The 24,498-nt window shown below is 71.3% G+C and carries 25 protein-coding genes; 11 read left to right on the top strand and 14 right to left on the bottom strand.

Going from position 1 to position 24,498, the window contains the following annotated elements; all coding sequences use genetic code 11:
- Positions 1 to 63: 63 nt before the first annotated feature.
- From urtB to ureG, 9 genes are read left to right on the top strand one after another with little or no spacing between them, the layout of a single operon-like run.
- Positions 64 to 948: an urea ABC transporter permease subunit UrtB gene (gene urtB, locus AB4880_RS23845; protein ID WP_367921717.1), complete on the top strand. Its 885-nt coding sequence runs from the start codon at positions 64 to 66 to the stop codon at positions 946 to 948.
- On the top strand, positions 945 to 2,069 hold the full coding sequence (gene urtC / locus AB4880_RS23840) for an urea ABC transporter permease subunit UrtC (RefSeq protein WP_367921716.1): 1,125 nt from the start codon (positions 945 to 947) through the stop codon (positions 2,067 to 2,069). The genes urtB and urtC overlap by 4 nt, the downstream gene beginning before the upstream one ends.
- Positions 2,066 to 2,818 (top strand): urea ABC transporter ATP-binding protein UrtD, encoded by a 753-nt coding sequence (gene urtD, locus AB4880_RS23835; RefSeq protein ID WP_367921715.1) that lies wholly within the window; start codon positions 2,066 to 2,068, stop codon positions 2,816 to 2,818. Before urtC ends, urtD begins: the two co-directional genes overlap by 4 nt.
- The gene (locus AB4880_RS23830; RefSeq protein WP_367921714.1) at positions 2,811 to 3,491 is read left to right on the top strand and encodes an ATP-binding cassette domain-containing protein; all 681 of its coding nucleotides are present in this window, start codon (positions 2,811 to 2,813) and stop codon (positions 3,489 to 3,491) included. The genes urtD and AB4880_RS23830 overlap by 8 nt, the downstream gene beginning before the upstream one ends.
- Position 3,492: 1 nt before the next feature.
- Positions 3,493 to 3,795, top strand: coding sequence for an urease subunit gamma (locus tag AB4880_RS23825; protein ID WP_367921713.1), 303 nt, complete (start codon positions 3,493 to 3,495; stop codon positions 3,793 to 3,795).
- 10 nt (positions 3,796 to 3,805) lie between these two features.
- Positions 3,806 to 4,144 carry an urease subunit beta gene (ureB, locus tag AB4880_RS23820; protein ID WP_379228870.1) on the top strand — a complete coding sequence of 113 codons (339 nt, stop codon included), beginning with the start codon at positions 3,806 to 3,808 and terminating at the stop codon, positions 4,142 to 4,144.
- Complete coding sequence (locus tag AB4880_RS23815; protein WP_367921712.1) at positions 4,137 to 5,843, top strand: urease subunit alpha; 1,707 nt, start codon at positions 4,137 to 4,139, stop codon at positions 5,841 to 5,843. The genes ureB and AB4880_RS23815 overlap by 8 nt, the downstream gene beginning before the upstream one ends.
- A gap of 11 nt (positions 5,844 to 5,854) precedes the next feature.
- The gene (locus AB4880_RS23810) at positions 5,855 to 6,514 is read left to right on the top strand and encodes an urease accessory protein UreF (protein ID WP_367921711.1); all 660 of its coding nucleotides are present in this window, start codon (positions 5,855 to 5,857) and stop codon (positions 6,512 to 6,514) included.
- A complete protein-coding gene (ureG, locus tag AB4880_RS23805; RefSeq protein ID WP_367921710.1) occupies positions 6,507 to 7,949 on the top strand; it encodes an urease accessory protein UreG in 1,443 nt (480 codons plus the stop codon). The genes AB4880_RS23810 and ureG overlap by 8 nt, the downstream gene beginning before the upstream one ends.
- On the opposite strand, the gene AB4880_RS23800 is transcribed toward ureG, so the two are convergent.
- Positions 7,946 to 9,022: a substrate-binding domain-containing protein gene (locus AB4880_RS23800; protein WP_367921709.1), complete on the bottom strand. Its 1,077-nt coding sequence runs from the start codon at positions 9,020 to 9,022 to the stop codon at positions 7,946 to 7,948. The genes ureG and AB4880_RS23800 overlap by 4 nt on opposite strands.
- 154 nt (positions 9,023 to 9,176) lie before the next feature.
- On the opposite strand from AB4880_RS23800, the gene AB4880_RS23795 reads away from it, so the two are divergent.
- A complete protein-coding gene (locus tag AB4880_RS23795; protein WP_367921708.1) occupies positions 9,177 to 9,527 on the top strand; it encodes a MarR family winged helix-turn-helix transcriptional regulator in 351 nt (116 codons plus the stop codon).
- A 25-nt stretch (positions 9,528 to 9,552) separates the two neighbouring features.
- On the opposite strand, the gene AB4880_RS23790 is transcribed toward AB4880_RS23795, so the two are convergent.
- From AB4880_RS23790 to dop, 13 genes are all read right to left on the bottom strand, one after another.
- On the bottom strand, positions 9,553 to 12,342 hold the full coding sequence (locus tag AB4880_RS23790; RefSeq protein WP_367921707.1) for a DEAD/DEAH box helicase: 2,790 nt from the start codon (positions 12,340 to 12,342) through the stop codon (positions 9,553 to 9,555).
- Positions 12,339 to 13,208, bottom strand: a complete 870-nt coding sequence (locus tag AB4880_RS23785) for a diacylglycerol kinase (RefSeq protein WP_367921706.1) — start codon at positions 13,206 to 13,208, stop codon at positions 12,339 to 12,341. The genes AB4880_RS23790 and AB4880_RS23785 overlap by 4 nt, the downstream gene beginning before the upstream one ends.
- 28 nt (positions 13,209 to 13,236) lie before the next feature.
- Positions 13,237 to 14,010, bottom strand: a complete 774-nt coding sequence (gene tatC / locus AB4880_RS23780; RefSeq protein ID WP_367921705.1) for a twin-arginine translocase subunit TatC — start codon at positions 14,008 to 14,010, stop codon at positions 13,237 to 13,239.
- Between the two features lie 71 nt (positions 14,011 to 14,081).
- A complete protein-coding gene (gene tatA, locus AB4880_RS23775; protein WP_379228874.1) occupies positions 14,082 to 14,354 on the bottom strand; it encodes a twin-arginine translocase TatA/TatE family subunit in 273 nt (90 codons plus the stop codon).
- Between the two features lie 59 nt (positions 14,355 to 14,413).
- Complete coding sequence (locus AB4880_RS23770) at positions 14,414 to 15,439, bottom strand: helix-turn-helix transcriptional regulator (RefSeq protein WP_367921703.1); 1,026 nt, start codon at positions 15,437 to 15,439, stop codon at positions 14,414 to 14,416.
- Positions 15,436 to 16,395 (bottom strand): helix-turn-helix transcriptional regulator, encoded by a 960-nt coding sequence (locus tag AB4880_RS23765; protein WP_367921702.1) that lies wholly within the window; start codon positions 16,393 to 16,395, stop codon positions 15,436 to 15,438. The genes AB4880_RS23770 and AB4880_RS23765 overlap by 4 nt, the downstream gene beginning before the upstream one ends.
- 173 nt (positions 16,396 to 16,568) lie before the next feature.
- Positions 16,569 to 17,579 carry an FKBP-type peptidyl-prolyl cis-trans isomerase gene (locus AB4880_RS23760; protein WP_367922001.1) on the bottom strand — a complete coding sequence of 337 codons (1,011 nt, stop codon included), beginning with the start codon at positions 17,577 to 17,579 and terminating at the stop codon, positions 16,569 to 16,571.
- Positions 17,580 to 17,640: 61 nt separating this feature from the next.
- Positions 17,641 to 19,002: a Pup--protein ligase gene (pafA, locus tag AB4880_RS23755; RefSeq protein ID WP_367921701.1), complete on the bottom strand. Its 1,362-nt coding sequence runs from the start codon at positions 19,000 to 19,002 to the stop codon at positions 17,641 to 17,643.
- A gap of 91 nt (positions 19,003 to 19,093) precedes the next feature.
- Positions 19,094 to 20,056 (bottom strand): hypothetical protein, encoded by a 963-nt coding sequence (locus tag AB4880_RS23750; RefSeq protein WP_367921700.1) that lies wholly within the window; start codon positions 20,054 to 20,056, stop codon positions 19,094 to 19,096.
- Between the two features lie 164 nt (positions 20,057 to 20,220).
- On the bottom strand, positions 20,221 to 21,057 hold the full coding sequence (gene prcA, locus AB4880_RS23745) for a proteasome subunit alpha (protein WP_367921699.1): 837 nt from the start codon (positions 21,055 to 21,057) through the stop codon (positions 20,221 to 20,223).
- Entirely contained in the window at positions 21,054 to 21,908 is an 855-nt protein-coding gene (gene prcB, locus AB4880_RS23740; RefSeq protein ID WP_367921698.1) for a proteasome subunit beta, read from the bottom strand. The genes prcA and prcB overlap by 4 nt, the downstream gene beginning before the upstream one ends.
- A gap of 4 nt (positions 21,909 to 21,912) precedes the next feature.
- Complete coding sequence (locus tag AB4880_RS23735) at positions 21,913 to 22,110, bottom strand: ubiquitin-like protein Pup (protein ID WP_367921697.1); 198 nt, start codon at positions 22,108 to 22,110, stop codon at positions 21,913 to 21,915.
- Positions 22,111 to 22,127: 17 nt separating this feature from the next.
- The gene (gene dop, locus AB4880_RS23730) at positions 22,128 to 23,636 is read right to left on the bottom strand and encodes a depupylase/deamidase Dop (RefSeq protein ID WP_367921696.1); all 1,509 of its coding nucleotides are present in this window, start codon (positions 23,634 to 23,636) and stop codon (positions 22,128 to 22,130) included.
- Positions 23,637 to 23,702: 66 nt separating this feature from the next.
- Between dop and AB4880_RS23725 the strand changes: the two genes are divergently transcribed.
- Positions 23,703 to 24,473 (top strand): DUF1206 domain-containing protein, encoded by a 771-nt coding sequence (locus AB4880_RS23725; protein WP_367921695.1) that lies wholly within the window; start codon positions 23,703 to 23,705, stop codon positions 24,471 to 24,473.
- The last annotated feature ends 25 nt before the right edge of the window (positions 24,474 to 24,498 follow it).

Raw genomic sequence — 24,498 nt, 5'->3', positions numbered from 1 at the left:
CCCCGTCCCCGGGGTGCCGTGCCCGCCGGCGCGGCACTCCGGGCCACCCGTCAGGAGTTCCCCGTGGACGCGTTCACCACCCCGCTGCTCGCCGGTACGGCGACCGGCGCGCTGCTGCTCATCGCCGCGCTCGGCCTGGCCCTCACCTTCGGTCAGATGGGCGTCATCAACATGGCCCACGGCGAGTTCCTCATGGCCGGCGCCTACACGACCTACCTCACGCAGCAGGTCGTGACCGACACCGACCTGTCGATCCTGGTCGCCCTGCCTGCCGCCTTCCTCGTCGCCGGAGCCCTCGGCCTCGTGCTCGAGGTCGCGATCATCCAGTGGATGTACCGGCGCCCCCTCGACACGCTGCTCGTCACCGTCGGCGTGAGCCTGCTCCTCCAGCAGCTCGCCAAGGACGTCTTCGGTCCCCAGGGCGACCCGGTGCACACGCCCGGCTGGCTCGACGGCCACGTCGACGTCCTCGGCTATCACTGGCCCTACCGCCAGATGTTCACGATCCTGCTCGCCGTCGCGGCACTGGCGACCCTCGGCGCCCTGCTCAAGTACACGTCGTACGGCCGGCGGATCCGGGCCACGGTCCAGAACCGCGACCTCGCCGAGACGATGGGGGTCTCGACCCGCACCGTCGACCGGGTCACCTTCTTCGTCGGCTCGGGGCTCGCCGGGATCGGCGGCGTCGCCGTGTCGCTCATCTCGGGCACCAACCCCAACCGCGGGACGACGTACATCATCTCGGCGTTCCTCGTGGTCGTCGCCGGCGGGCTCGGCCAGCTCAAGGGCACCGTCATCGCCGCGTTCACCGTCGGTGTGGTGACCGCCTTCTTCACCGACTGGTTCAGCTCCAGCATGGCCCAGGTGCTGACCTTCGCCCTGGTCGTCGTCTTCCTCCAGCTCCGGCCGCAAGGCCTGTTCACCCTTCGCACCAGGGGGCTCGCATGAAGCAGCTGCAGAACTGGGGCCGTACCTGGGGTCCCCTGCTCGGCATCGCGGTCATCGCGATCGCGCTGCTCGTCGTGGCGCCCGCCGTACTCAGCCCGTTCCGTCTCAACAACCTCGGCAAGTACGTCTGCTGGGCGATCGCCGGCGTCGGCATCGGCCTGGCCTGGGGGCGCGGCGGCATGCTGGTCATGGGCCAGGGAGTCTTCTTCGGACTCGGCGGCTACGCGATGGCCATGCACCTCAAGCTCGAGGCCGCCATGGCGACCGGCGGCCCGGACGCCGTCCCCGACTTCATGGTCCTGTACGGCGACGGCACCATGCCGGGCTGGTGGGCACCCTTCCGCAGCGGGGCCTTCACGCTGGCCGCCATCGTCATGGTGCCGGCCGTCGTGGCGGCCGTCCTCGGCTGGGCGATCTTCAAGCGCCGCGTGAAGGGCGCCTACTTCGCGATCCTGACCCAGGCGCTCGCGGTCGCGTTCGCCACCCTGCTCGTCGCGACCATCAAGCAGACCGGCGGGTTCAACGGCCTCAACCAGTTCACCGTGTTCTTCGGCTACAACCTCTACGACCCGACCAACAAGCGGATGGTCTACACGATCGCCGCGACCGCGCTGGTGGTCTGCCTCGTCGTCGTCTGGCAGCTCTACCGCAGCCGCTTCGGCGAGCTCCTCGTCGCCACCCGCGACGCGGAGGAGCGCGTCCGCTTCCTCGGGCACGACCCGGCCAACGTCAAGCTGGTCGCCTTCGTCCTGGCCGCGGTGATGGTGAGTGTCGGCGGCGCCCTGTTCGCGCCGATCACGGGGATCATCTCCCCCTCGGACGTCGACGCGACGGCGTCCATCCTCCTCATCGCCGGCGTCGCACTCGGCGGCCGGGCTCTCCTGCTGGGCCCGGCCGTCGGCGCCTTGGCCGTGGGCTTCGGGCGCACCACGCTGTCGGAGACCTTCCCCGACCAGTGGACCTACTTCCTGGGGCTGCTCTTCATCGTGGTCGTCCTGTTCTTCCCGGCCGGGCTGGGGAGCGTCAGCTCGCAGGTCGTCGGCCGGCTGCGCACCCTCCTGCCCACGCCACGCCGTACGCCGATCGCGGCCGGCACCGACGCGCTGGAGGTGGCCCCGTGAACGACGACTACCTCGAGATCCGCGGCCTGAGCGTCGACTTCGACGGCTTCAAGGCGATCGACGACGTCGACCTGACCCTGCTCCAGGGCCGGCTGCACTTCCTGATCGGGCCGAACGGAGCGGGCAAGACCACGCTGGTCGACGCGGTGACCGGGCTGGTCCCCGCCACGGGCCTGGTCCGCTACCGCAACCAGGACCTGCTGCGCACCAAGCCGCACCGGATCGTCCGGGCCGGCATCGGGCGCACCTTCCAGACCGCGACCGTGTTCGAAGGGCTCTCCGTCCTGCAGAACCTCGACATCGCCGGTGGGGTCCACCGACGGGCGTGGCGGATGGGGCTCGCCCGGCGGGGCACGCCGTCGTACGTCGCCGAGGCGCTCGAGACGATCGGGCTCGCCGGGCTCCGGGACCGTCCGGCCGGGGTGCTGGCCCACGGGCAGAAGCAGTGGCTGGAGATCGGCATGCTCCTCGTGCAGGACGCCCGGGTGATGCTGCTCGACGAGCCGGTGGCCGGCATGAGCGCCGAGGAGCGCGAGCAGACCGGCGACCTGCTCCGGCGGATCGGCCGTGAGCGGACCATCGTCGTGATCGAGCACGACATGGACTTCGTCCGCAGCTACGCCGACGTCGTGACCGTGATGCACGCCGGCAAGGTCCTCGCCGAGGGGACCGTCGCCGCCATCCAGGCCGACCCGAGGGTCCAGCAGGTCTACCTCGGCCGTACCGCGGAGGAGGCGGACCATGCTTGAGCTGCGCGAGGTGACGGCCGGCTACGGCCGGACCCGGGTCCTGGAGAACGTCTCGCTCACGGTGCCCGAGGGCGGCGCCGTCGCGGTGATGGGCCACAACGGCGCCGGGAAGACCACCCTGCTGCGTGTCGCGGTCGGCCTGCTGCCGGTGATGCGGGGGCAGGTGCTGCTGGACGGCGAGGACGTGACGCGCCTGCGTCCGAGCAAGCGCGTCGCCCGCGGCCTGGGCTACGTGCCGCAGGGCCAGCTGTCGTTCCCGCAGATGACGACGCTGGAGAACCTCCAGCTGGTCACCCCCGACCGGTCCGCGATCGACGGGGTGCTCGACACCTTCCCGGCGTTGCGCGACCTGCTCCCGCGCCGAGCGGGCCTCCTGTCCGGCGGGCAGCGCCAGCAGCTGGCGATCGCCCGCACGCTGCTCACGAAGCCGCGACTGCTCATCCTCGACGAGCCGACCGAGGGCATCCAGCCCAATGTCGTGGCCGAGATCGAGTCCGTGATCACCGCGCTCACCGCGCGCGGCGACCTCTCGGTCCTCCTCGTCGAGCAGCACGTGGGCTTCGCGCTGCGCAGCACCGACTCCTACTTCGTGCTCGAGTCCGGGCGGGTGACCTCCAGCGGCGCGGGCGGACCGGGCGCGCTGGACGCGGTCCGGGCAGCGATGGCGGTCTGACATGCACCTGACTCCCGCCGACACCGAGAAGCTCCTGCTCAGCGTGGCCGGCATGATCGCCCGCGACCGGCTCGAGCGCGGCGTACGCCTCAACTACCCGGAGGCGGTGGCGCTGCTGTCCTGCTGGATCATCGAGGAGGCTCGCGCCGGTGCCACCGTCGTCGACCTGATGGAGCGCGGCCGCGAGGTGCTCGTCCGCGACCAGGTGCTCGCCGGCGTCGCCGAGATGATCGTCGACGTCCAGGTCGAGGCCACCTTCGACGACGGCCGCAAGCTCGTCACCCTCCACCACCCGATCGCCTGAGGAGCGCGCAGTGGGAATCCTGACCGACGGCCCCGGGGCGACCCGCCCCGGCGCCGGCACCGTGGTGCTCAACGGCGACCGCTCCCCCGAGGAGCGGCAGCTGCTCGTGGTCACCAACACCGGAGACCGCCCGATCCAGATCGGGTCGCACCTCCACCTTCCCGACGCGAACCTGGCCCTGTCCTTCGACCGGACGGCGGCCCACGGCTTCCGGCTCGACGTGCCGTCGGGCACCTCGCGCCGGTTCGAGCCCGGCGCGTCGCAGGAGGTCGCGATCGTCGCCCTCCGCGGAGCGCGGGTCGTTCCCGGGCTGCGGATCCGCCCGGACGGAGGCGAGCTGGATGGTTGAGATCAGCCGGGCGGCGTACGCCGCCCTCTACGGCCCCACGGTCGGCGACCAGGTCCGGCTCGGCGACACCGACCTGTGGATCGAGGTGGAGCAGGACTGGGTGATCGGCGGCGAGGAGGCCGTCTTCGGTGGCGGCAAGTCGATCCGCGAGTCGATGGCGCAGTCCACCCGTACGTCGACCGAAGGCGCTCTCGACACGGTCATCACCAACGCCGTGGTCCTGGACCACTGGGGCATCGTCCGCGCGGACGTCGGGATCCGGGCCGGCCGGATCGTCGCGCTCGGCCGCTCCGGCAATCCCGACATCGCGGACGGCGTCCACCCGGACCTCGTCATCGGACCGGGGACGGACGTGATCGCCGGCGAGGGGAAGATCCTCACCGCCGGCGCGATCGACGTACACGTGCACCTGCTGTCGCGCTCCCAGCTGGTCGAGGCGCTCGCGACCGGCATCACGACGATCGCCGGCGGCGGCACCGGGCCCTCGGAGGGCTCGAAGGCGACCACGGTGACCCCGGGCGCCTGGCATCTCGCGACGGTCCACCGGGCGCTGGACTCCGTGCCGCTCAACGTGCTGCTCTTCGGCAAGGGCAACACGGTGAGCGCGGGCGGCCTCGCCGAGCAGGCGATCGCCGGCGCTGCGGGCTACAAGGTGCACGAGGACTGGGGCTCGACGCCTGCGGCGATCGACGCCTCGCTCCGTGCGGCCGACGAGTTCGGGCTGCAGGTGGCCCTGCACTCCGACAGCCTCAACGAGGCGGGCTACGTCGAGTCGACCATCGGCGCGATCGCCGGCCGGAGCATCCATGCCTTCCACGCCGAGGGTGCCGGCGGCGGGCACGCGCCCGACATCCTCACCGTCGCGTCACTGCCGCACGTCATCCCCGGCTCCACCAACCCGACGCTGCCGCACACCGTCAACACGGTCGCCGAGCACCTGGACATGCTGATGGTGTGCCACCACCTCAACCCGCAGGTGCCCGAGGACCTGGCCTTCGCCGAGTCCCGCATCCGGGCCACGACGATCGCCGCCGAGGACCTCCTGCACGACCTCGGCGCGCTGTCGATCACCTCCTCCGACGCACAGGCCATGGGCCGGATCGGCGAGGTGATCTGCCGGACCTGGCAGGTGGCGCACGTGATGAAGGCACGGTACGGCGCGCACGGCGATCTCGCCGTGGGGCCGGCCGACAACGCCCGCGCCCGGCGCTACGTCGCCAAGTACACGATCAACCCGGCCGTCGCGCACGGGATCGACCACGAGGTCGGCTCCGTCGAGCCGGGCAAGCTCGCCGACCTGGTGCTGTGGGACCCGCGCTTCTTCGGGATCCGTCCGCAGGTGGTGATGAAGTCCGGAGCGCTCGTGTGGGGAGCGCTCGGTGACCCCAACGCCTCGATCCCGACACCCCAGCCGGTGCTGATGAGACCGACCCTGTTCGACGACGGCAGCGCACACGCCGTCAGCTTCGTGTCGCCGGCAGCCCTGGCGGACGGGCTGGCGGACCGGCTCGGCCTGCGTCGCCGGCTGGTCGCCGTCCGTCCGACCCGGGCCGTCACCAAGGCCGACATGGTCAACAACTCCGCACTGCCACGTATCGACATCGACCCGGAGACCTTCCAGATCGACGTCGACGGCGAGCGGGTCGTCCCGGCGCCGGCGACGGAGCTGCCCTTGGCCCGCCTCTACTCGATGTTCTGACCGGACCCGCCATGAGCCACCCCGAGCTGATCCTGCTCCTGCTGGCGGACGCCCGCCTGCCCGTCGGCGGGCACACGCAGTCCGGGACTCTGGAGGGAGCCCTCGCCCACGGCCTGGTCGCCGCGGACGTCCCCGGCTACCTGCGCACCCGGCTCCTGAGCACCACGCGGGTCGAGGCGGGCACCGCGGTCGTCGCCCGTGCCACCGTGGAGCGCGGCCGCGCCCTCGAGCCGGTGGAGCGGGCGTGGGCGGCGCGAACCGTCTCCCCCGCCCTGCGGGAGGCATCGCGGGCACAGGGTCACGCGCTCCTGCGGCTGGTCCGTCGTACCTGGCCCGACCTGGCCCGCCCCCTCGACGACCTTCCCCGGCCGAGCCGGAGCACCGTCCTCGGGGCCGTCTCCGCCGGGCTCGGGCTGGGCGCCGCGTCGCTCGCCCGGCTGGTCGCGTACGACGACGTCCAGACCGTCTGCGCGGCAGCACTCAAACTGCTCCCCCTCGATCCCGTCGCCGTGACCGGCTGGACCGCCGAGGCGCTGCCGGGCGTCGCGGACGTGGTGGACGCCGTGTCGTCGGCCGAGCTGCCGACCGACATCCCGGCCTGCTCGGCCCCCCAGATCGAGGCGTGGGCACAGGCCCACGCCGCCAGCACCAGGAGGTTGTTCCGTGCCTGACCACACCCATCCCCACCCGGTCCCGGCTCCCGCCGCGCGCCCGCTGCGTCTCGGCGTCTGCGGACCGGTCGGCACCGGGAAGAGCTCGCTGATCGCGCTGCTGTGCCGAGAGCTGTCCGGCCGCCTCGAGCTCGCCGTCGTCACCAACGACATCTACACCGACGAGGACGCGCGGTTCCTGCGCTCGGCCGGCGTCCTGGCCCCGGAGCGGATCCGGGCGGTCGAGACCGGAGCCTGCCCCCACACGGCGATCCGCGACGACATCAGCGCCAACCTCACGACCGTCGAGGAGCTCGAGGCGGCGTACCCGGGTCTCGACCTGGTGCTGCTCGAGTCCGGCGGCGACAACCTGACCGCGACCTTCTCGCCGGCTCTCGTCGACGCCCAGATCTTCGTCCTCGACGTCGCCGGTGGGGGTGACGTCGCCCGCAAGGGCGGTCCCGGCATCGAACGCGCCGACCTGCTGGTCGTGAACAAGACCGACCTGGCGCCGTACGTCGGCGTCGACGTGTCCCAGATGCTCGCCGACGCCCGCACGGCGCGAGGCGACCGACCCGTCATCGGCCTGTCCCGCACCGACCGGGCGAGCGTCGATGCGCTGGTCGCGTGGGTCGACGACGTCCGAAGCAGTCAGGCGGCGGGAGCCCTGATCCCCGTCGACCGGGCCCGATGGCGCGCCACGTGCATGCTCACGAGCACTGAGCGCACCGCGCGAACCCGGGTCCGGGTCTCCCCCGCGGAGGCGGGCCGGTGCCGGGTGCGCAGCACGGTCACCCTCTCCGGCCCGACCGCATCCTCGCTGCGGCCGGTGCTGGTCGGGCACGACCGCGCGACAGCGCGGATCTCACTGGTGCCCGAAGGCGCGCTGCTCCTGGCCGGGGACCGCGTCGAGGTCGACGTCACGGTCGACTCCGGCGCACGCCTCGACCTGGTCGAGCCGGGCGGCACCGTCGCCTTCGACATGCGGGGCGACCGAGCCCACTGGGACGTGCGGATCACGCTTGGGCGCGGTGCGGTGCTCACCTGGGCCGGTGAGCCGTTCATCGTGTCGGCCGGAGCAGCCGTCGAGCGGACCACGCGGGTCCGGCTTCAGGACCAGGCCGTCCTCGCCCTGCGGGAGTCGCTCGTGCTCGGCCGGCACGGCGAGGGGCCCGGCCGGGTGCATCAGCGCACGGAGGTGCTCTCCGGCGACGGGCCCGTCCTGGTGGAGGACCTGGCGGTCGACGCGCTGACGGCACCGGCGCTCCTGGGCGGGCACCGGGTCATGTCCTCCGTCCTCCTGGTCGGAGCGACGCCTCCCGCGGACGCCCGCGAGCACCGGTTCGACCTGGAGGGCGGCGCCACGCTGTGGCGTCGGTTGGGCGTGCACGCCCACGAGGCCGACCTCGGCACGGCGTGGCAGGCCGCCCGCCGCGGCGCGGGCGGTGGCGCCTAGTGCACGCGCGCGATCTGCTGCTCGACGCGGAAGCCGAGACCATCCGCCGCGGCGAGGTAGACGTCCTGGTCGAGCAGGTTGCCGTCGAGCCGCATCAGGCCCCGGGGACTCGAGTGGAAGTGTCCGTCGGGCATTGTCGTGGCCGCGTCCACGCTGACCGAGCCGCAGACCTCGCCGATCCGGGCGAGGAAGGTGATCGCCTCGTAGCAGGACTCTCCGACCGCGTTGAGCGCCGGAGCCCAGCGGCCCCAGCGGGCGTAGTAGTCCTGCGCGAGTGCGGAGCTCTCGACGGTGTCCATGCCGTCGAAGTACGCCGCGGCGGCGTACAGGCCCTCGTTGGCGGCCGGACCTCCGGCGAGCAGGGTGTTCTCCTCGACCGCCGGACTCAGCCGCGGGAGCGCCGCGGCCAGGCCGCTGCGGGCGAACTGCCGGTTGAAGTGGACGGCGTCCTGCCCCATCAGCAGCATGATCACGCCGTCGACGGGCTGCTCCTCGAGATCACTGATCACCGCCGCGAAGTCGGTCGTGCCGAGCGGCACGTACGCCTCGCTCACCACCTCCGACGCGGTGCCCGCGAGGGCCAGCCGGGCCGTGGCGCCGGTGACGCGTGGGAAGACGTAGTCGTTGCCGAGGATCGCCCAGCGGCCGACGCCGAGCTGCTCCCTCATCCAGCGCGCTGCGGGCAGCAGCTGGTTGATCGGACGCTCACCGATCATGAACACGCCCGGAGTGGGGTCGCCGCCCTCGTGCATGGCGCCGAACGCATAGACGACGCGGCCGCCGACGCGGCGGGTGATCGCCTGCCGGACCGCCGAGGTGTGCCAGCCGGCGACGGCCTGCACCTGTCCGGCGTCGACGAGCCGGCCGACCTCGTCCGCCACCACTTCGGGCGCGCGGCCGCCGTCCACCACCACCAGCTCGACCTCGCGGCCGGCGATGCCCGCGCCGGCGTTGAGCTGCTCCACGGCGAGCTCACCGCACGCCAGGCAGGAGGGTCCGTAGATGCCGGTGGGGCCCTGCAGCGGAACGACGAAGGCGACGGACAGCAGCTCGGGTGGGAGCAGGCGGGGCACGGGACCTCCGTGCGGGCGTCGGCTGCTGCTGCCGGCGACGGTGCGGGCAACGGAACAACCGGTGGCTGGCGTGGTCGCGCCTAGACTAGGGCCGGCGGAGCGGGATCCCGCCGTCGTTCACGTGATTGTCACAAACCCGGCCGAGGAGGTCGCCGTGACGCACAGCAGCCTGGCCGTGCAGGTGCGCCGGGTCGAGGCCGACCTGCGCCAGGTGCTCCAGCCGATCCTCGACGAGCAGGGCCTCACGATGGACCACTGGCGGATCATCGCGGTGATCGGCGCCGAGCCCGGGCTCGGCATGAGCGAGATCGCGACCGCCGCGGTCGTCGCGGCGGCGAGCCTGACCCGCCACGTCGATCGGCTGGTCGCGCAAGGCATCGTGGTGCGCCGCATCGATCCCGACGACCGTCGCCGGGCCGTCGCCGCGCTCTCACCGCGCGGCGAGCAGTACGCCGCTCGCCTGCGCGCGGCCGAGCGCACCGTGACGCCGATCGGCCTCAGCTGAGCCGGAGCATCATCCGGTCATCCCGTCATCCGGTCGCCACGATGCCGCGCCGGAGCAGCTTGACCAGCTGGCGGGCGGTGTCGCGCACCGGGGTCCCGGCGGCCGCGTCGGCGATCTGGCCGGCGAAGTCGATGAGCTGCTTCATCTGCCGCACGAAGTCGCCCGCGGTCTGGTCGTTGCGGCCGATGACCTCGTCGAGCTCCTGTCCCTCCGCCCAGCGGTAGGCAGTCCACGCGAAGCCGCCGTCGGGCTTGCGCAGGAAGTCGAGCCGGTGCTCGCGCTCGAGCCGCTCGAGGTCGGCCCACAGCCGGGTCATCGCGTCGATGGTCACCTGGATCGCGCCACCGGGGACGCTCGGCGGGCCGTCCTCGGGGCGCCGGGCCTCGTAGACGAGCGCCGACAGCACCGCGCCCAGCTGGGGCGGCGTCAGGTCGTCCCACAGGCCGAGGCGCAGCGACTCGGCGGCGACCAGGTCGAGCTCGGAGTAGATCCGCATCAGGCCGCGGCCGCGCTCGGTGACGTCGTCCTCGACGAGGTAGTCGAGCGCCTCCAGGACCTCGCAGACACGGTCGAAGGTCCGGGCGACGGTGTTGGTCCGGCGCTCGATCCGCTGTGCGAGGAGGTCGGCGTCCTTCTGCAGCTTGGCGTGCCGCTCAGCCCACCGGGCGTGGTCCTCGCGCTCGGCGCAGCCGTGGCAGGGGTGCTCGCGGATCTGGGCGCGCAGCGCCTGGATCTGCTGGGCGATGCCTTCGTCGACCGGTCCGCGCTCGGCCTTGGGCCGGGTCACCGACAGCGGCAGCGACCGGACCGCCTCACGGACCTGCTGGGCGATGTCCTTGCGCTGGTGCGGGTTGCGCGCGTCGACCTTCTTCGGCAGCCGCAGCTTCGCGACCGGCTCGACCGGCGTCGGGAAGTCCATCATCGCGAGCCGGCGTCCCTGCCGCTCGGCGGTGATCACCAGCGGCCGGTGGCCGTGCTCGGACAGACCGGGGTCGAGGACGACGGCCGGTCCCGCGAACTTGCCGACCGGGACGACGATCACGTCGCCCGGCGCCAGCCGCTCCAGCGAGGCCGCGGCCTCGTCGCGGCGGTCCTGGCGGCGCGACTTGCTCGACTCCTTCTCCAGCTCGGAGACCCGGCGCCGCAGCGCGGCGTACTCCATGAAGTCGCCGAGGTGGCACCGGGCCGCCTCCGCATAGCCCCTGAGCGCGTCCTCCGCCTTGCGCAGCTGGCGCGCGAGCCCGACGACCGCCCGGTCGGCCTGGAACTGCGCGAACGACTGCTCCAGCAGCTCGCGGGCCTGGTGGCGACCGTAGGAGTGCACCAGGTTGACGGCCATGTTGTACGACGGCCGGAACGACGAGCGCAGCGGATAGGTCCGGGTCGAGGCGAGGCCGGCGAGCTCGCGCGGGTTCATCCCCGGCTGCCAGAGCACGACCGCGTGGCCCTCGATGTCGAGGCCACGGCGGCCGGCGCGGCCCGTCAGCTGGGTGTACTCCCCCGGCGTGATGTCGGCGTGCGTCTCGCCGTTCCACTTCGACAGCTTCTCCAGGACGACGGTCCGCGCGGGCATGTTGATGCCGAGCGCGAGCGTCTCGGTGGCGAAGACGATCTTGATCAGGCCGCGGAGATAGAGCTCCTCGACGCACTCCTTGAACGCCGGCAGCATGCCGGCGTGGTGCGCCGCGACGCCACGCGAGGCGGCGTCGAGGAAGTCGTGGTAGCCGAGCACGTGCAGGTCGGCCGACGGCAGCCCGCCGAGCGTCTGTTCGACGTACGCGATCACCTCGTCGCGCTCCTCCGGCGTGGTGAGCCGCAGGTTGGCGTCGAGACACTGCTGGACGGCCGCGTCGCAGCCGGCGCGGCTGAAGATGAAGTCGATGGCGGGCAGCAGGTTGTCGCGCTCCAGGCGGTCGACGACGTCGAGCCGGCCGGGGATCCAGATCCTCCGGCCGCTTCCGACGTTCCGGCTGCCCGGTCCGCCCTGGCGTCCGCGCGCACCCTTCGGCGTCCGGCGGTCCTTGAGGCGGGACGACGCCCAGTCGTCGCGCGCGAGCTTCATCAGCTCGTCGTTGACGGGCGCGCCCTCGCGGACGAAGCCGGCCGCAGCGTCGACGTCCGACGACGCGAACAGGTCGAGCAGGCGGCGTCCGGCCATGACGTGCTGGAACAGCGGGACCGGGCGACGCTCCGCCACGATCGTGCGGGTCGCGCCGCGAACGGTCTCGAGCCACTCGCCGAACTCCTCGGCGTTGGACACCGTCGCCGACAAGGAGATCACCGACACCGACTCGGGCAGGTGGATGATGACCTCCTCCCAGACCGCGCCGCGGGAGCGGTCGGCGAGGTAGTGGACCTCGTCCATCACCACGAACCCGAGCCCGACCAGCGTCCGGGAGCGCGCGTAGAGCATGTTGCGCAGCACCTCGGTGGTCATCACGACCACCGGCGCCTCGCCGTTGATGGTGGTGTCGCCGGTGAGGAGCCCGACCCGGTCGGCGCCGTACCGCTCGACGAGGTCGTGGTACTTCTGGTTCGACAGTGCCTTGATCGGCGTGGTGTAGAAGCACTTGCGCTCGGTCTCGAGCGCGAGATGGACGGCGAACTCGCCGACCACCGTCTTGCCGGCGCCGGTCGGGGCCGCGACGAGCACGCCGTCGCCGTCCTCGACCGCCTTGCAGCCCTCGACCTGGAACTCGTCGAGCTCGAACGAGAAGCCCGCCGCGAAGTCGCGGAAGACCGGGTGCTCGCGGCCCTTGCGGTACGACGCGTAGCGCTCGGCGGGGCTCAGCGTGTCGTCGTCGTGGCTGCTCATGCGATCACCCGTGCCGCGCTGGGCACGCACTCGACGGTCAGGGGAAGCGGGCCGAAGCGCTCGCCGTCGGCGTACCCGACGATGCCGGCGCTCGCCACCGTGACGCGCTTGACCCGGTGACGCTCGTACTGCGGATGACTCACGTGGCTCCCGTCGAAGAGCTTGGGGTAGGTCCGGACCAGCTCCATCCTGCCCAGGGGCTTGATGAGGACCACGTCGAGGAGGCCGTCGTCGAGCTCGGCGCCGTGGGTGATCCGCAGACCACCGCCGAAGGAGGGGCCGTTCCCGACGGCGACCAGCATGGCGTCGAGACGCCGTTCGACGCCATCGAGTTCCAGGACGTAGCGCCGCGGCTCGAACACCCGCAGCTCGGCGAGGGTGGCCAGGTTGTAGCGCATCTGGCCCTTCGGCCAGCGCATCCGGTTGGCCCGCTCGTTGACGACGGCGTCGAAGCCGGCGGCGAGGACGCCGCCGAAGTAGCGGTCGCCGATCCGGGCCAGGTCGATGGTGCGGGGGCTGCCGTGGACGATCCGGGCGGCGGCGGCCACACCGTCGCGCAGCGGGAGGTCGAAGTAGCGGGCGAAGTCGTTGCCGGTGCCGGCGGGCAGGATGCCGACCGGGACCTCCGTGCCGGCCGCCGCCTGCAGGCCGAGGTTGACCATCCCGTCACCGCCGCACAGGACGAGCGCGTCGGGCTCCTCGGCCACGGCGACCCGGGCCAGGTCGAGCGCCTCGTCGGCATCGCGACCGGTGAGGGACGTCGTCCGCCAGCCCGCGCCGTGGAAGCGCGGCAGCGCCTCGTCGCGCATCCGCGCACCCCGCCCCTTGCCCGAGGAGGGGTTGGTCAGGACGATCGCGCGGGGCACGGGTGAAGGCTAGCGCTGGTGCGGTGGCTCACAGGTCAAGCGGGCTGGCCTCGTCGGGCGACAGGCCGGCGTTGATCTTCTTGCGGTCGCGGCGCCGGTCGTTGAACCGGGCGATGGCCTCGGAGACGAAGAACAGCAGGCACATCGGGGCGGCCATGAAGGTCATCGTGAACGGGTCGGTCGACGGCGTGGCGGCCGCGGCGAAGATGAACGTCCCGACGACGATCCACGGCCGCGCCGCGCCGAGCGCCTTGCCCTTCACGACGCCCGCCATGTTGAGCAGCACCACGAAGACCGGGATCTCGAAGGCGATGCCGAACACCAGCAGCGTGCGGGTGAAGAAGCTCAGGTACTCGTTGAACTCCACCAGGTTGGTGAGGTCGGCGTGGGTGAAGCCGATCAGGATCTCGAGACCCTTGGGCAGTGTCACATAGCCGAGCACGATGCCGAACAGGAAGAGCGGACCGGCGATGATGGCGAAGATCAGCGTCCAGCGCTTCTCGTTGGAGTGCAGGCCCGGGAGGATGAACGCCCAGATCTGGTAGAGCCAGATCGGGCTGGTCCCGACGACGGCGGCGATGCCGCACAGCTTCAGGTACAGCATGAAGCTGCCGCCGACGCCGCTGGTCGTCGCCATCGTCCGCTGCGCCCCGAGCGACTCCCGAGCCTGCTGGTAGGGGTCGTTGATGAACGCGAAGATCGGGTCGAAGAAGAAGAGCGCGACGATGAACCCGACGAGCAGCACGAGCGCGGACTTGAGGATCCGCGCGCGCAGCTCTCGGAGGTGGTCGGACAGGGCCATCCGCCCGTCGTTGCCGACGGGGTGGACCGGTTTTCCGACGAAGAGCCTGAGGAGACCGGAGACGGCCAACGTCAGGCGTTGTTCTCGCGACGCTCGTCGACGATCTCGCCCTCGGCGATGTCGTCGGCGGCGCTCAGCTCACCCGGCTCGGTGGGCTTGGCAGCCTTCTTCTCGTCGTCCTTGTCGTCGTCCCGCAGGCCCTTGGTCTCCGCCTTGAAGATGCGCAGCGCCTGGCCGGTGCCGCGGGCGAGGTCGGGCAGCTTGGCCGCGCCGAAGACCAGGACGACGATCGCCAGGATGACGAGCCACTCGGCGCCCTGGGGCATTCCGATCAGGGGAAACATCGGTGATGACCAACTCTCGATCGTGGGGTGGTGCGGTCAGGCTCCATGCTACGCCCAACTCACTGATAGAGCCTGAGCGTCTCCTGTGCACGCGCAGTCAAAGCCTCGGTGAACTCTCCCGGTTGGAGGACCTCCGCGTACGGCGCCAGGCGCAGCAGCAGCCGCACCAGCCAGCGCCGGTCGACGACGACCAGGTCGACCTCGGCGGAGCCGTCGTCGGCGGGGCGGACGTCGCGCATCGGGTAGTAGTCGGTCGCCCACCGCGCCTGCGGCGCCAGCCGGAGCGTGACCAGCGTAGAGTCGGGGCCGGTGTCGTCGCCGAACAGGCCGTCGTCGAGGTCGCGCGGCGGCCGGACCGGCGCCGTCGTACGGCTGGGGAGGATCTCGGCCTTGGTGATCCGGTCGAGCCGGAACAGCCGGTCGGCGCCCGCTCGGTGGCACCAGGCGTCGAGGTAGCTGAAGATGCCGTGGTTGACGATGCCGTGGGGGTCGACGACCCGCTCGGACTCCTCGTCGCGGGACGGGACGAAGTAGGACAGCCGGATCTGGTGGGAGCCCGCCAGTGCCTCCTCGACCAACGCCCGGAGCTGGGCGACCACGACCTGCTCGGCGTCGCGCGGCGACGGCGCCACCTCGACGTGCGGCGCTCCCCCGATCGCGGCCGCCGCCTCGAGCTTGGCGAGGACCCGGTCGACGAGCTCGGGCGACGCGCCGGCGGCGCGGGTGTCGCGCAGCATCCGGAGCGCGACGATCACGGCGGAGGCCTCGGTGGCGGTGAGGCGGAGCGGACGCGCGAGGTAGTCGGCGTTCTCGATCCGGATCACGCCCTCGCTGACCGGGCTCCCCTCCTCACTGACGATCGCGTCGAGGTCGACGTCGATCAGGTCGTCGGGAAGGCCGCCGGGCAGGCCGCACATGAACAGCACGCGCAGGTCCTGGACCACCTGGTTCGGCGTCGTGCCGAGCAGCGTCGCGGCCTCCTCGAGGCGGACGCCGTCGCGGTGGTGGAGGAACGGGACGAGGGTGAGCAGCCGCGCCACCTGTCCCAGGGCGCCGACGGGGGCTGCCGTCGGGGTGCGGCTCATCCGGCCACCTGCATCAGCCGCTCGACCACCTGGTCGCGGATGGCCGTCGGCTCGAGGAGAACGACGTCGGGCCCGTGGCTCAGCACCTCGTCGGCCAGACCCTGCGTGGCCCGCAGCACCTCCACCCGGTCCCAGCCGGAGAGGTCGTCGGGACCCTCGACGCCGGTCGTGATCCGCGAGGCGGTCCGGCGGAACCCGTGGCCCGCGCCCGCACGGACCAGCAGCACCGCGGTCGCCGTCGGCGTGGGCGGAGCCATCCGCCGCGCGATCTGGCGCACGTCGGTGTCGGGCGGCACGTCGTACGCGCCGGGGTGGCCGACCAGGCGGACCTCGCCGAGGAAGCGCGAGAGCCGGAAGACCCGCTCGGCGCCGCGATCGGCGTCGTAGCCGACGAGATACCAGCGCCCGGCGTACCGGACGACGCCCCAGGGCTGCACGTGCCGACGCATCGGCTCCGCCTCGGGACGCTGATAGTCGAACTCGATCGCCTGCCGCTCGCACACCGCGATCCAGCACCGCTCGAACGCCGGCTCCTCCGCCGTCAGCAGCGGCCGCGCGATCTCGAGCGCGTCGAGATCGACGTCGATGCCCGCAGCACTCAGCTTGCGGACCGCATCGGTCGTCGCCTGCGCCATCGTGGCGTGCTGCCACACCCGCGACGCGATGCCGACCACCTGCGCCTCCTCCGGCGTCAGCTCGACCTCCGGCAGCGCGAACGCCTCCGGCGGGATCCGGTAGCCGACCTCGTCGTCGAACAGCGGGTCGATCTGGGCGACCTCCACCGGCACGCCGAGGCTGCGCAGCTCATCCTTGTCGCGCTCGAACATCTTCTCGAAGGCGTCCGGGCGGGAGTCAGGGTAGAGCAGCTCCCGGATGCGCTCCTTCGCGATGGGACGGCGCTGCACCAGGAGCATGATGAGCAGGTTGAGCAGGCGCTCGCTCTTGGGGGCGGGCATACGTCCGATTCTGCCTGAGAGGGCGTGGTGGGGGGTACGGGATTTCGGGGCGCCGGGCGGGCCGACACCGATCGTCAGGTTGCGGTTTGGGACCAAACCGCAACGTTTTGGGGCCGGATTACTGCGGTTTGGTCCCAAACCGCAACATTCTGACCCTCTGACGCGGGTTGAGGTCAGCCTGCGGCGAGGACGTCGACGACGAAGTAGAGCGTCGAGTTCGCCGGAATGTCCTTGCCCTGCGCCTGGTCGCCGTAGCCGAGCTTCGGCGGGATCTTGATGAGCACCCGGCTGCCGACCTTGACGCCCTCGAGCGCCTTCGACCAGCCCTTGACGACGGTGCCGAAGTCCTCGCTGATCACGGCCGACAGCGGCGTGCCGCGGCTGTAGCTTTCGTCGAACGGCTTCTTGGCGTCGTAGAGCTGGCCGAGGTAGTTGGCCGCGATGACGTCCCCGGCCTCGACCGGCGCGCCGGTGCCCTGCAGGAGGGTGGCGACCTCGAGCTTGCCCTTCGGGTCGGGCTTGGCGACGCCGGAGAAGTCGAGCGCGGTGGGGGCGCCCTTCTTCTCGACGACCTTCGGGGCCCACGCCGGGGAGACGTTGGTCGGCTTGCCGTCGGGGGCGGCCGGGACGACGGACACCAGGTCGGCGACGATCACGAGGCCGTCCTCGTTGCCGATGTCGTGCTGCGACATGTAGCTGGAGACACTGGCGTCGCCGAGGTACTGCCCGATGACGTCCTTGCTGTCGACGGTCACCGCGAGGCGGGTGCCGAGCTTCATGCCCGCCTTGATCTCGTCGGTGATCGGCAGCGTCAGGAGGTCGGTGACCTGCTGCGGCTGGGCCTTCGCGCCGACCTCGGTGACGAAGCCGCCGGCGTCGGGACCGTAGGAGTCGATGACCGTCTTCTTCGTCCAGCCGTCTCCGACGACGAAGTTGACGATCACCCGGTCGCCCTTGGCGACGGCCGCGCCGTCACCCTCGTGGATGACCTTCTCCTGCTGCTTGCCGGAGGCCATCTGGCCCTTCCAGTCGAGCTTGGGCGCCTCGCCCGCCGCACCGGAGACGCTGACCGCGTCGAACCCCTTGAGCTGGGCGTTGTCGTCGCTGCTGCCGCAGGCGGCCAGAGCAAGGGTCGCCGGGAGCAGGGCGGACAGTACGAGGGTCGACGGACGTCGCAGGCGCATCAGCACGCGCAAACCCTACCGAGTGTCCCTGAGATCCCTCTCAGGGACACTCAGATCGCTGTCACATCCCGTCGATCAGCCGCTGGACGCGCTCGTCGTACGCCCGGAACGGGTCCTTGCACAGCACCGTTCGCTGGGCCTGGTCGTTGAGCTTGAGGTGCACCCAGTCGACGGTGAAGTCGCGACGACGCTCCTGCGCGCGGCGGATGAACTCTCCACGGAGGCGCGCGCGGGTGTTCTGCGGCGGAACCGACTTGGCCTCGAAGATCTTGAGATCACTGGACACCCGTGCGACGGCGCCACGCTTCTCGAGCAGGTAGTAGAGGCCGCGGCCGCGGTGGATGTCGTGGTAGGCGAGGTCCAGCTGGGCGACCCGCGGGTGGCTGAGCGGCAGACCGTGCTTGGCACGGTAGCGGTCGATCAGCTTCCACTTGATGACCCAGTCGATCTCACGGTCGACCAGGCTCAGGTCGTCCGACTCGACCGCCTTCAGCCCGCGCTCCCACAGGTCGAGGGAGCGCTCGATGACCGGGGTGCTGATGCCGCGACGGTCGACGAAGTCGCGCGCCTTGGCGAGGTACTCCCCCTGGATGTCGAGAGCACTGGCCTCGCGGCCGTTGGCGAGCCGGACCTTGCGGCGGCCCGAGGTGTCGTGTGCGATCTCGCGGATGGCCCGGATCGGGTTCTCCATGGTGAGATCGCGCATCACCACGCCCTCCTCGATCATCCGCAGCACGAGGTCGCAGGACGCCACCTTGAGCATCGTCGTCGTCTCGCTCATGTTGGAGTCGCCGACGATGACGTGGAGCCGGCGGTACTTCTCGGCGTCCGCGTGGGGCTCGTCGCGGGTGTTGATGATCGGCCGGCTGCGCGTGGTGGCGCTGGAGACGCCCTCCCAGATGTGCTCGGCGCGCTGGCTGACCGAGAACGTCGTACCGCGTGGCGTCTGGGTGACCTTGCCGGCTCCGACGATGATCTGCCGGGTCACCAGGAACGGGATGAGGACGTCGGCGAGTCTGGAGAACTCGCCGGCACGGGAGACGAGGTAGTTCTCGTGGCAGCCATAGGAGTTGCCCGCCGAGTCGGTGTTGTTCTTGAACAGGTAGATCTCGCCCGCGATGCCCTCGTCGTGCAGCCGCTGCTCGGCGTCCAGCAACAGCCCCTCGAGGACGCGCTCCCCCGCCTTGTCGTGGGTGACGAGCTCGGTGACGTCATCGCACTCGGGCGTGGCGTACTCGGGGTGGCTGCCGACGTCCAGATAGAGGCGGGCGCCGTTGCGCAGGAAGACGTTGCTGGAGCGACCCCAGCTCACGACCTTGCGGAACAGATAGCGCGCGACCTCGTCCGGGCTGAGCCGGCGTTGGCCGCGGAACGTGCAGGTGACGCCGTACTCGTTCTCGATCCCGAAGATCCGACGGTCCATGAATGAACACTACTGCTGGGACGGTCGCCCCGCCTGGCTTGCGGGTGGTCTCTTGCGGTTTGGTCCCAAACCGCATCATTTCCGCCCTGGATCATGCGGTTCGCGCCCATTCGACTGGTGTCGTCGACCGATACCAACGGTTCATGACCCGCGCGCGCCCCGTCTCGGAGTAGAACGAGTCGTCGATCAGTGCTCGCCAGCGCCTCAGCCTGCGATCTTGATGCGCTCGGTCGAGGAGACGGTCGAGCTCGTGCATGATGACCGCCGGGTGGTTGAGCAGCTCGTCGAGCGTGAACCCCCGTCGGATGTACGGCGTCGCGGCCAGCCGTCGCTCTCGCCGCAGGTCATTGCGTTGGGCATTGCCGGTTCGATGGAGGGCGCCGTCGTACTCATGGAGGAAGTTGGTGCCCACCACCTGCAGGTCGGCGCGACAGACGAACCGACCATCCGGGTCATGGATCTCCACCTGCGACTTGGTCGGGATCCGCATCGCGTCGTGGAACCACCGGAGGAGCGTCTCGCCGGCTGACTCGGCGCCGGCGTCGCGCGCGTCCCACACGCGCTGGAGCCGCCGGCACCCCGGTCTCTTCGAGGAGAGGACCGCGGTCATCGCATCCACGGCGACGTGGCCGAGCCGGACAGCGGAGTCGAGCATGATCGCGAGGTCGACATCGCCGAGGTCACGAGCCGCCCGCAGGAGGATCTCAGGAGGATCGTCGACCGGCAGGCCTCTGACGAAGGTGACCGCAGATGTATTGGTGAGACGCGAGCAGATCAGCCCAGGGCGTCTCGGACGAAGGCGGCTGCGGACCGCCGCGAAGAAGGGCACCTTCTCGGGGAGCGCCGGCAACTGCCAACCGAGCAGTCGGGCGGCGGTGACGTGGGTGAACACGGCGTCATCGGGAAGCACCAGCTGCAGGGCGCTCAGATCGCGCAGAAAGTTCTCGAACGAGCCGAGGTGTGGGGACTCAGGGCGGTAAAGGCCATGGAGCACGCGCTGGTACCCCGCGACGCGTACCTCGCCGCGGATCGCGCCATTCGGACCGAACTCCACGGCAGAGAGCCTCACCCGCAGCCCGGCGAGGTTCAAGAAGCAAGGTTCCGGCTGTGGATAACACGACTCGACCGCGTGGCGAACCGCTGCCGAGTGGTCAGAAACTGCACGTCGAACGGCCTGATCGTTGCGGTTTGGGACCAAACCGCAACGATCTCAGCGCGTTACAGCGGGGGTGCGACAGGCGGCTCGGGGTCGCCGTCGCGCGACTCCGGGCCGGGCGAAGGGGCAGGTGCCGTCGGCGAGGCCGGCGTCTCCGAGGCGTGGACGGCGGGCGCGGCCTCGGCCGGCCCCCGGTCGCCCAGCACCTCGGCCAGCCGCGCCGGCAGGATCCGGCGGAACTTGCGAGGCTGCGTCCGCGTCCGGTCCAGGACGGCGACCTCCAGGTCCTCGACCGGGATCACCCGGTCCTGCACCTGACCGCCGTCCGCGCTGTGCCCGAGCGCCGCGACGGCGACGTGGAGGGCCTGGTCGAGCGGGGCGCCGTCGGTGTAGTGCTCCTTGAGGTACGACGCCACGGTGTCGGCGTCGCCGCCCATGACGGCGTAGCCGTGCTCGTCGGCGACGCGGCCCTCGTAGGTGAGGCGGTAGATCTGGTCGTCGGCTGCGGTGGCGCCGACCTCGGCGACGAAGATCTCGACCTCGTAGGGCTTCTCGCCGCCGGAGGAGAAGATGGTGCCGAGGGTCTGGGCGTAGGCGTTGGCGAGGCCACGGCCGGTGACGTCGCGGCGGTCGTAGGCGTAGCCGCGCATGTCGGCGAGGCGGACGCCGGCGATGCGGAGGTTCTCGAACTCGTTGTAGCGGCCGACCGCGGCGAACGCGAGTCGGTCGTAGAGCTCCGAGACCTTGTGCAGCGCCTGCGACGGGTTCTCGGTGACGAGGAGGACGCCGTCGGCGTACTGGACGGCGACCAGCGAGCGGCCGCGGGCGATGCCCTTGCGGGCGAAGTCGGCCCGGTCCTTCATCAGCTGCTCGGGCGAGACGTAGAACGGGGTGCTCATGCCTGAGCCTCCTCTCCCCCGCCGGGCAGCGGTGCGACGGGGCCGTCCGGCCGCTGCAGTCGGGCACCGACGACCTGGTCGGCGAGCTCGCCGATCCGGTCCTCGGGGAGGCGCGAGGCGCCGTCGGCGGTGACGACCCACACGACCGGGAAGATCCGGCGGGTCAGGTCGGGGCCGCCGGTGGCGGAGTCGTCGTCGGCGGCGTCGTAGAGCGCTTGAAGGCAGACGCGGACGGCGTCGTCGGAGGTGAGGTCGTCGCGGTAGAGCTTCTTCAGCGCGCCGCGGGCGAACATCGAGCCCGAGCCGACGGTGAAGAACGCCGCCTCCTCGTGCCGGCCGCCGGTGACGTCGTAGCCGAAGATCCGGCCGACGCCGCGGTCGAGGTCGTAGCCGGCGAACATCGGTACGACGGCGAGCCCCTGCATCGCCATCCCGAGGTTGGCGCGGATCAGCGCGGAGAGGCGGTTGGCCTTGCCGTCGAGCGACAGGATCGAGCCCTCGATCTTCTCGTAGTGCTCGAGCTCGACCTGGAACAGCCGCACCATCTCGACCGCCAGGCCGGCGGTGCCGGCGATGCCGACGACGGAGTACTCGTCGCCCGGGAAGACCTTCTCGATGTCGCGCTGGGCGATGACATTGCCCATCGTGGCGCGGCGGTCACCGGCCATCACCAGGCCGCCCGGGAAGGTCAGCGCGACGATCGTCGTCCCGTGGGGGGCGATCTCGGCGGCGCTGCCGGCGGGCAGGGAGCGGCGTGCGGGGAGCAGGTCCGGGGCGTTCTCGGCGAGGAAGTCGCTGAACGAGGAGGTGCCCGGGCGCAGATAAGCGGCCGGGATGCGCGCGTCGTTCAACGGGTTACTCCCCGCCCTTCTGGATGAACGACTTCACGAAGTCCTCGGCGTTGGACTCGAGGACGTCGTCGATCTCATCGAGGATCGCGTCGACGTCGTCGTCCAATGCGTCCTTGCGCTCGGCGACTTCGGACTCGGCGGTGGCCTCGACGGTCTCGTCCGCCTCGTCCGACTTGCGCGGCTGCTTCTGCTCCTGAGCCATGACTCCACCCTAGCCATTCAGCGGGTGAGTGCGCGGACCAACTCGTCGGCAGTTGCACACCGATCGATCAGCTCGCCGACGTGGGCCTTGCTCCCGCGCAGCGGATCGATGGTCGGGACGCGCTGCAGCGATTCCCGTCCGGGCAGGTCGAAGATCACCGAGTCCCACGACGCGGCGGCGATGTCGGGGGCGTACTTCTCGAGGCAGCGGCCGCGGAAGTAGGCCCGGGTCTCGGCCGGCGGGTTCATCATCGCGTCGTCGATCTCGGCGTCGGTGAGCAGCCGCTGGATCCGCCCGGCGTTGACGAGCCGGTGGTAGAGGCCCTTCTCGGGACGGATGTCGGAGTACTGGTAGTCGATGAGCTGCAGCTTGGCGTCGTCCCAGGCGAGGCCGTCGCGCGTACGGTACTGCTCGATCAGCTTCAGCTTGGCCACCCAGTCGAGCTGGTCGGCCAGCGACATCGGGTCGGACTCGAGCCGGGCGAGGACGTCCTCCCAGCGCGCCAGGACGTCGACCGTCTGCGCGTCGGCGTCGGCGCCGTAGCGGTCCTCGACGTACTTGCGGGCCAGGTCGAAGTACTCCAGCTGCAGCTCGATCGCGGTCAGCTTGCGCCCGTCGTGGAGCGTCACCCGCTGCTCCAGCGACGGGTCGTGGGACACCGCCCGCAGCGCGTTGACCGGCATCTCGACGCTCAGGTCGCGGGTGATGAACCGGTCCTCGATCATCGCGAGGATGAGCGAGGTCGTGCCGACCTTGAGGTACGTCGCGATCTCGGCGAGGTTGGCGTCACCGATGATGACGTGGAGGCGGCGGTACTTCTCCGGGTCGGCGTGCGGCTCGTCGCGGGTGTTGATGATCGGCCGCTTGAGCGTCGTCTCGAGGCCGACCTCGACCTCGAAGAAGTCGGCACGCTGGCTGATCTGGAAGCCGTGGGTGCGACCGTCCTGGCCGCGCCCGACGCGTCCGGCACCGCAGAACACCTGGCGGCTCACGAAGAACGGCGTCAGGTGGCGGACGATGTCGGCGAAGGGCGTCGAGCGCCGCATCAGGTAGTTCTCGTGGGCGCCGTACGACGCGCCCTTGTTGTCGGTGTTGTTCTTGTAGAGCACGATCTGCGGGTTGCCTGGCAGCTGCTGCGCCCGGCGGGCGGCGTCGAGCATGATCTGCTCGCCTGCCTTGTCCCAGCGGACGATGTCGAGCGGACTCACCACCTCGGGGGTGGAGTACTCGGGGTGGGCGTGGTCGACGTACAACCGGGCGCCATTGGTGAGAATGACGTTGGCGAGGCCCAGGTCCTCGTCGGTGAGCTGGGTGGGGTCGGCGATCTGGCGGGACATGTCGAACCCGCGGGCGTCGCGCAGCGGCGACTCCTCCTCGAAGTCCCAGCGCGCCCGCCGGGCGCGGACCGTCGCCGTGGCGTAGGCGTTGACGACCTGGGACGAGGCGACCATCGGGTTCGCGGTCGGCTGCCCCTGGACCGAGATGCCGTACTCGACCTCGGTGCCCATCACGCGGCGCACGCTCATGTCTCCAGCCTACGGGTACGACGAGGGCCCGGCATCGGTACGCCGCGCCCGGGTACTGCCGGATACATGCGCGACTTGGTGCTCGACCGCCTGGCGCGAGCCGGACTGGTCGCCTACGGAGTGGTGTACGGCCTCGTCGCCTGGCTCGCCGCCGCCCTCGCTCTGCGGGACCGGCACGGGACGCCGTCCGGGCAGGGCGCCTTCCAGGAGCTCGCGCACCAGCCGGCGGGGCGCTGGATCCTCGCGCTGGTCGCGGCCGCGCTCGCCGGGCTGGCCGCGCAACAGGCGTTCACGGCGCTGCGTGCAGCTGACGGCTGGGCCGCTCGCCTCGGTGCTGCCGGACGGAGCCTCGTCCTCGCCGTCCTCGCCGTCCTCGCGGCCCGCTCGGCGCTCGGCGACGGCAGCTCGAGCGGCGGGCGGCAGACACCGAAGGGCGTCACCGTCCGGCTGCTGGACCTGCCGGTCGGGCCCGCGATCGTGGTCGCCCTCGGGCTCTTCATCGCCGGCATCGGCGTGGCCAGCGCCGTCCGGGCGTTCGGCGACAGCTGGCGCGACGACCTCGAGCTCGACGGGCGTACCGGCGCGTCCGGTCGGCTGATCGCGGTGCTCGCGCGCAGCGGGTTCCTGTGCCGGGCGGTCGCCTTCGCGGTGATCGGCGGGATGTTCGTGTGGGCCGGGATCACCCACGACCCGAAGCAGTCCGGCGGGCTGGACCAGGCGATCGTGCGCTTCCGGGACGAGCCGTACGGACGCTGGGTGATCCTGGTGGTGGCCGTCGGCCTGGGCTGCTACGGCGGGTACAACGTCGTCCGCGCGTGGTACCTGCGCCGCCGCTGAGCCGACGTCCCGTAGCGCGCGGAGC

The organism is Nocardioides ginsengisoli (assembly GCF_039537225.1).
GTDB lineage: Bacteria > Actinomycetota > Actinomycetes > Propionibacteriales > Nocardioidaceae > Nocardioides > Nocardioides ginsengisoli.
The sequence above is the reverse complement of the archived record's forward strand: the minus strand, read 5'-3'. Positions and strand labels throughout refer to the sequence as shown.